Genomic DNA, 6,112 nt, shown 5'->3' on the forward strand with positions numbered 1-6,112 from the left:
ATGCTGCTCCACCTTGTCGGGCGTGTAGGACAGGATCGCGACGGTGCTGGCCGTGGCCGCCTGAACCGACTGCGTCCTGGCAGTCCCGTCTTCGCGCACCGAATTGTCCACGTACTTGAGGTAACCCGCGGCAATCGCAAGTATCAGGGCAAGGGCGGGCAGCACCCCGTAGGCCGCAACCCTGGCCCAGTCGATGCCTGCCCGGGGGTTCGTTTCCTCGGCCGCACCGGCTTCGACGGCTTCCGACCCATCGACCTCGTCGGTGTCGTCGGTGGCGTCGGTGGCGTCGGTGGCGTCGGACTCGTCGACGGCGGTGGTCGCGGAGTCAGGCGTTTCGCTCGCGTCGTCCACGGCGTTCTCCTCGTCGGAGGTCTTCGGATCGTCGGACTCGCTCACGGCACGAACTCCACGTTGGACACCTTGGCGTCGTCATCGACCTTCTGGACCAATATGCGCATCCGCCACGAGCGGGGCGGTTGATCGGGCTGCCCGACGATCACCGACTTCACGGTCACCGCGACCAGCACCTCTGCCTCGTTCGGCGTGTCCGACTCGAGTGCCGCGGCCGTCACGTTTCCCTCGGACTTCGACTTGACCTGCTTGACGACCTCGACGAACGAAGGAGCGCGCTGCTGAAAGTCGTCGTAGAACGATCCGGTCGCAGAATCCAGGATGCGCTGGACGTCGGAGTCGATGTGTTCGTAGTCCAGGGTGGTCAGGTTCACCGCACCCTGGCGCCCCACCTGTAGGAAGAGCTCCCGCTGTTGCTCGAGGTGGTGCGACTGGTTCGCCCGGAACCCCAGCCAGCCGGTCAAGCCGCCGAGGGCCACGACCCCCACCAGGCCCGCGATGAGCGCCAGACGGACGTGCGACATGCCCTTGGCAGCGGCGACGTCGTGGTCCTCGACGCCGTCTTCACCAAGGCCGTCCTCGCCAAGGCCCTCCCCGGCCTCGTCGCCATCGGCTTCATCGGCTCCGTCGTCAGCGGCGTCGACCTCGATGGCCCCGGATTCCGGCTCGTGCGCGGCTACCGACTCCTCTGCCTCCCCCGGCTTCCCGGAGGGGACGGCAGCATCGTCTGCCATGTTTGCTCCTCTGCGGCTTTGCGGGCCAGGTCGAGTCGCGTGCACCCACGCCCGTCCGGTCCAAAGTACGTGCCGTTCGCTGCCCCAAGCTCAGCGGCCGCGATCTGCATCGTCGAACCAGGGGTGCAGAGTAGCTTGCATAGCTGATGGCGGAGTGTCCCCGCACCGATCAGACGCCGATGACTGCCGCCTCCAGTTCGGCGATCACGATCTTGCGCATCCCGAGCATCGCAAGCGTCGCGGCGGCAGCACGGGCCGGGTCGGGGTCGTCGATGAGCTCGTAGAGGCGCCCTGGGACTATCTGCCAGCTGAGCCCGAACCGGTCCTTGAGCCACCCGCACTGCGACTCCTCACCACCGTCGACCAGGCGGTCCCAGTAGTAGTCGACCTCGTCCTGATCGGCGCACTGCACCGTAAACGACACGGCCTCGGAGAATCGAAATGTCGGGCCGCCGTTGATGCCGATGAAGCGGGTGCCGTCCAGCACGAACGTGCCGGACACCACCTCGCCCGGCGTGCCGGGTCCCGCCTCCGTGTAGCGATTGAACTTCTCGACCGACGAGTTCGGGAACACCGCCGCATAGAAGGCGGCGGCTTCCTCGAGATCGTCGTCGAACCACAGTGACGGCGTAATGGACGGCATGGTGGGTGTCTCCTTTTCGGTGTCTCACTCCTACCGACCCGCGCTGCCTTCGAGAGTCATCGCGACCGCCGCGAGACCCCGTCGGATGGCCGTTTACCGCCTGGGTAACGTGAGGTCGAGGTACCGCCGAGAGGATCACCCGTGAGCACCGCATCGAAGACCGTTGAGTTTCGTGGGGTGGACGGCCTCGCGCTGGTCGCCGACGAATGGAACCGCGACGCGGAGTCGGCCGCCGACAAAGCGACGATTCTGATGCTCCACGGCGGCGGGCAGAACCGGTATTCGTGGAAGAACACCGGGCAGATCCTCGCCGACGCCGGCTTTCACGTCATCGCCCTGGACAGCCGCGGGCACGGCGACAGCGACCGCTCGCCGACGGCCGACTACACGGTGGAGTCACTCTGCTCCGACACGTTGCAGGTGCTGTACCAGATCGGCAGGCCGGTGACCCTGATCGGCGCCAGCATGGGTGGGTTGACCGGCATCGCGGCCGCCCACGAGGCCGGGCCGGAACTGGTCACCGGGCTCGTCCTCGTCGACGTCGTGCCGAGGTTCGAGAAGGACGGCAGCGCCCGTATCCGGGACTTCATGTTCAGCGGCGTCGACGGCTTCGATTCGCTCGAGGAGGCGGCCGACGCGGTCGCCGCATACCTGCCGCACCGCACCAAGCCGCGCAGCCCGGAGGGGCTGAAGAAGAATCTGCGGTTGCGCGACGGTCGCTGGTACTGGCACTGGGATCCGGCGTTTCTGACCAAGCCAGAGGACGATCCGTTCGCCAGAATGGACAAACTCGAACAGGCCGCGATCAACCTCGAGATCCCGATCCTGTTGATCCGGGGCAAGTTGTCCGACGTGGTGAGCGCCGAAGGAGTGCAGGACTTCCTCGCCAAGGTGCCCCGCGCGGAGTTCGTCGAGCTGTCCGAGGCAGGCCATACCGCGGCGGGCGACGACAACGACGCGTTCAGCGAAGTCGTCGTCCAATTCGTAGGTCGATGAGCGCTCGCGCGAAGAGCAGACAGCAGAGATGAGCGCAGGTTTCAACTTCCTCGAGCAGCCGGAGCTGCCCGCGCCCCGCGTGAGCGAAGCCGAGGCGCAGCAGGTGCTGTCGACGTACTACGGCATCGACGCCAGGACGAAATCGCTTGGCAGCAACCAGGACAAGAACTTCCTGGTGTTCGACTCAGGCGATCAACCGCTCGGCGTGCTGAAGTTCGCGAACCCGGCGTTCACCGACGTCGAACTCGCCGCGCAGGACGCCGCGGCCGAGGTGATCGCCGAGGCGGAGCCGGGATTGCGCGTCGCGGTGCCGTTGCCCAACCTGGCCGGTGAAGTGTCCACGGCGGTAACGGGTCTCCTCGACGGCGTGGCCCACGTTCGGTTGTTGCGTTACCTGCCCGGCGGGACGCTGGTGAGCGCCGGGTACCTGTCGCCCACGGTGGTGGCAGGCATGGGCGAGGTCGCCGGACGGGTGAGTCTGGCACTGGCCGCCTTCACCCATCCGGGTCTGGACCGCGCCCTGCAGTGGGACCTCCGGTTCGGCCTCGGCGTCGTCGAGGCGCTCGTCTCGCACGTCGATGATCCGGCGCAACGCAACCTCCTCGAGACGGCGGCGACCGAGGCGTGGTCGCGGATCTCCCCCCTGGCCGACGAGCTTCCTTGCCAGGCCGTACATCTCGACCTGACCGACGCCAACCTGGTCGCGAGTCGCACGGGTGGTGCCGTGACACGACCGGACGGCATCATCGACTTCGGCGACCTTTCGCAGACATGGGCAGTCTCCGAGCTGGCGATCACACTGTCCTCGGTGCTGGGGCACCCCGGCTCCACGCCAGCGTCGATACTGCCGGCCGTATTGGCCTTTCACGGGATCCGTCCACTGACTGCACGGGAGGTCGACGTGCTCTGGCCGCTGCTGGTGTTGCGCACCGCGGTGCTGATCGTCAGCGGAGCCCAACAGGCGGTCCTCGACCCCGACAACGATTATCTGACCGAGCAGTCCGACGACGAGACGCGCATGTTCGAACAGGCCATCTCGGTGCCCATCGACGTCATGACCGCCGTGATCCGCGCGGCGCTCGGCCTTTCCACCACGCCGGTGGCCGTAGCCGGTGGTCCGCTGATCGCCGGAATCGATCCGGCCTCGGTGGTCACCCTGGACCTCTCCGCCACCTCGGAGGTGTTCGACACCGCGTTCCAGTCCGACGACTGGATGCGAGATGGCATTCGGGACGAACTCGCGGACAAGGCGATTCGGGACGGCGCGGCGCTCGTTGTGACCCGGTTCGGGGAGGCGGACCTAACCCGGGCGCCGGCGCTCAGCCAGCACTCGCCGGCGGTGGTCGCCACCGGAGTCTCGATCTGGTCCGCCGGGGCCGTCGCGTTCACGGCGCCGTGGGGTGGCGAAATCATCGGCTCGGACGGCGAATTCACGCTCCGCGGTGATGATTACGAGCTGACGGTGACCGCGGCCACCGACGCGAGCGGCCGCGTCGCACCCGGTGACCAGTTGGCGAGTGCCGCGGCGAACGAGTGGACCACCGTGAGCGTCCGACCCATCGGTGGTCCGGTGGCACCGGCGTTCACCACCGCCGAACTAGCGCCGGGCTGGCTGGCGTGCTCGCGTGATCCACGCCCACTGCTCGGTTTGCCCGCACTCGCTGACTCAGCACCGCGAAATCTGTTGGCGCGGCGCGACGAAAGCTTCGCCAGGGTGCAGGAGCACTACTACGCCGAACCGCCACAGATCGAGCGCGGACGACGCCACTACCTGATGTCGACCGCAGGGCGGGTCTATCTCGACATGGTCAACAACGTCACCGTCCTCGGGCACGCCCACCCGCGGGTGGCGGATACCGCCAATCGGCAGCTGCGCAGGCTGAACACCAACTCCCGGTTCAACTACGAGGCCGTCGTGGAGTTCAGTGAGCGGCTGGCCGCCACCCTGCCGGAGCCGCTGGACACCGTGTTCCTGGTCAACTCCGGTTCCGAGGCAAGCGATCTGGCCCTGCGGTTGGCCACGGCGGTGACCGGCAGGCGTGACGTGCTCGCGGTCCGGGAGGCCTATCACGGCTGGACGTACGGGACCGACGCGGTATCGACGTCGACCGCCGACAACCCCAGCGCACTGACCACCCGACCCGACTGGGTACATACGGTGGAGTCGCCCAACAGCTTTCGCGGCACCTACCGCGGCGCCGACGTCGGACGCTATGCCGACGACGCCGTCGCCAAGGTGGAGGAGCTCGTCGCGGCGGGCCGCTCACCCGCCGGTTTCATCTGCGAGACCGTGTACGGCAATGCGGGCGGCATGGCGCTGCCCGACGGGTATCTGCAACGGGTGTACGGCGCCGTCCGTGCGGCAGGCGGACTCGCCGTCGCCGACGAGGTGCAGGTGGGCTATGGCCGACTGGGCAAGTGGTTCTGGGGATTCCATCAGCAGCAGGTGGTGCCCGACATCGTGTCGATCGCCAAGTCGACGGGCAACGGCTACCCGCTCGGCGCGGTCATCACCAGCCGCGCGATCGCCGAGGCGTTCAGCTCGCAGGGGTACTTCTTCTCGTCGACCGGCGGCAGCCCGCTGTCCTGCGCGATCGGCATCACGGTGCTCGACGTGCTGCGCGACGAGGATCTCCAGGGCAATGCCGCACGGGTGGGCGAGCACCTCAAGGCCGCGTTGACGGCATTGCGCGACAAGCACCCGATCATCGGCACGGTCCACGGCATGGGCCTCTACCTCGGCGTCGAGATGATCCGTGACCAGGCCACGTTGGAGCCTGCCCCGGAGGAGACGGCCGCGATCTGCGACCGCATGCTCGAACTCGGCGTCGTCATTCAGCCGACCGGCGACCACATGAACATCCTGAAGACCAAGCCGCCGCTGTGCCTCGACGCCGACGGCGCGGACTTCTACGTCGCCACCCTGGATCGGGTCCTCACCGAGGGCTGGTGACCACGCCGAACGTGTCCTGCGCCGAACCGGCGTCTTGAGAGGATGATCCCGTGGCCGAGGAAGAGACGCCGTGGCCGAGCTGGGCTACCGAACGTGTCGAGATCGTCGTCTACGACCCCGCCTGGGCTCGGACCGCCGCACTGGAATGTGTTCATCTGCAACGGCTTCTCGCACACTTGCGGGTTGGCACCATCGAGCACGTCGGCTCGACCGCGGTCCCCGGCCTTGCCGCGAAGCCGATTCTCGACCTCCAGGCTCAGGTCGCAGACCTCGACGTCGCAGACGAAGTGGCGGCCGTCCTCGCCGAGCATGGCTGGCACTACGTCCCTCCGCTACTGGATCACCGGCCCTACCGCCGATTCTTCGTCAAGGTCGCCAACGGTCACCGCACGGCCCACCTGCACCTCCTCGAGGCCGACGGTGATCGCTGGAAGG

Annotated in this window: 5 protein-coding genes and 1 pseudogene; 3 read left to right on the top strand and 3 right to left on the bottom strand. The window is 67.5% G+C overall.

What is annotated here, in order from left to right; all coding sequences use genetic code 11:
- From ACRDUX_RS06960 to ACRDUX_RS06970, 3 genes and pseudogenes are all read right to left on the bottom strand, one after another.
- Positions 1 to 396: pseudogene (locus ACRDUX_RS06960) on the bottom strand (hypothetical protein); the annotation flags it as partial.
- A complete protein-coding gene (locus tag ACRDUX_RS06965) occupies positions 393 to 1,085 on the bottom strand; it encodes an Rv1363c family protein (protein ID WP_526412302.1) in 693 nt (230 codons plus the stop codon). The gene ACRDUX_RS06965 and the pseudogene ACRDUX_RS06960, both read right to left, overlap by 4 nt.
- 169 nt (positions 1,086 to 1,254) lie before the next feature.
- Complete coding sequence (locus tag ACRDUX_RS06970; protein ID WP_526412304.1) at positions 1,255 to 1,728, bottom strand: VOC family protein; 474 nt, start codon at positions 1,726 to 1,728, stop codon at positions 1,255 to 1,257.
- A 141-nt stretch (positions 1,729 to 1,869) separates the two neighbouring features.
- Here ACRDUX_RS06970 and ACRDUX_RS06975 point away from each other — a divergent pair, with 141 nt between their 5' ends.
- From ACRDUX_RS06975 to ACRDUX_RS06985, 3 genes are all read left to right on the top strand, one after another.
- Entirely contained in the window at positions 1,870 to 2,724 is an 855-nt protein-coding gene (locus ACRDUX_RS06975) for an alpha/beta fold hydrolase (protein ID WP_526412306.1), read from the top strand.
- Between the two features lie 28 nt (positions 2,725 to 2,752).
- A complete protein-coding gene (locus ACRDUX_RS06980) occupies positions 2,753 to 5,677 on the top strand; it encodes an aminotransferase (protein WP_526412308.1) in 2,925 nt (974 codons plus the stop codon).
- A 50-nt stretch (positions 5,678 to 5,727) separates the two neighbouring features.
- A partial coding sequence (locus tag ACRDUX_RS06985; protein ID WP_526412310.1) for a GrpB family protein occupies positions 5,728 to 6,112 on the top strand: 385 nt, incomplete at its 3' end.

It is taken from the genome of Mycobacterium sp., from assembly GCF_050701675.1.
In the GTDB taxonomy this organism is placed as follows: domain Bacteria; phylum Actinomycetota; class Actinomycetes; order Mycobacteriales; family Mycobacteriaceae; genus Mycobacterium.

Coding starts and splice junctions, on each gene's coding strand:
- ACRDUX_RS06965 (WP_526412302.1), bottom strand. CDS start 1,085: ATGGCAGACGATGCTGCCGTCCCCTCCGGGAAGCCGGGGGAGGCAGAG.
- ACRDUX_RS06970 (WP_526412304.1), bottom strand. CDS start 1,728: ATGCCGTCCATTACGCCGTCACTGTGGTTCGACGACGATCTCGAGGAA.
- ACRDUX_RS06980 (WP_526412308.1), top strand. CDS start 2,753: ATGAGCGCAGGTTTCAACTTCCTCGAGCAGCCGGAGCTGCCCGCGCCC.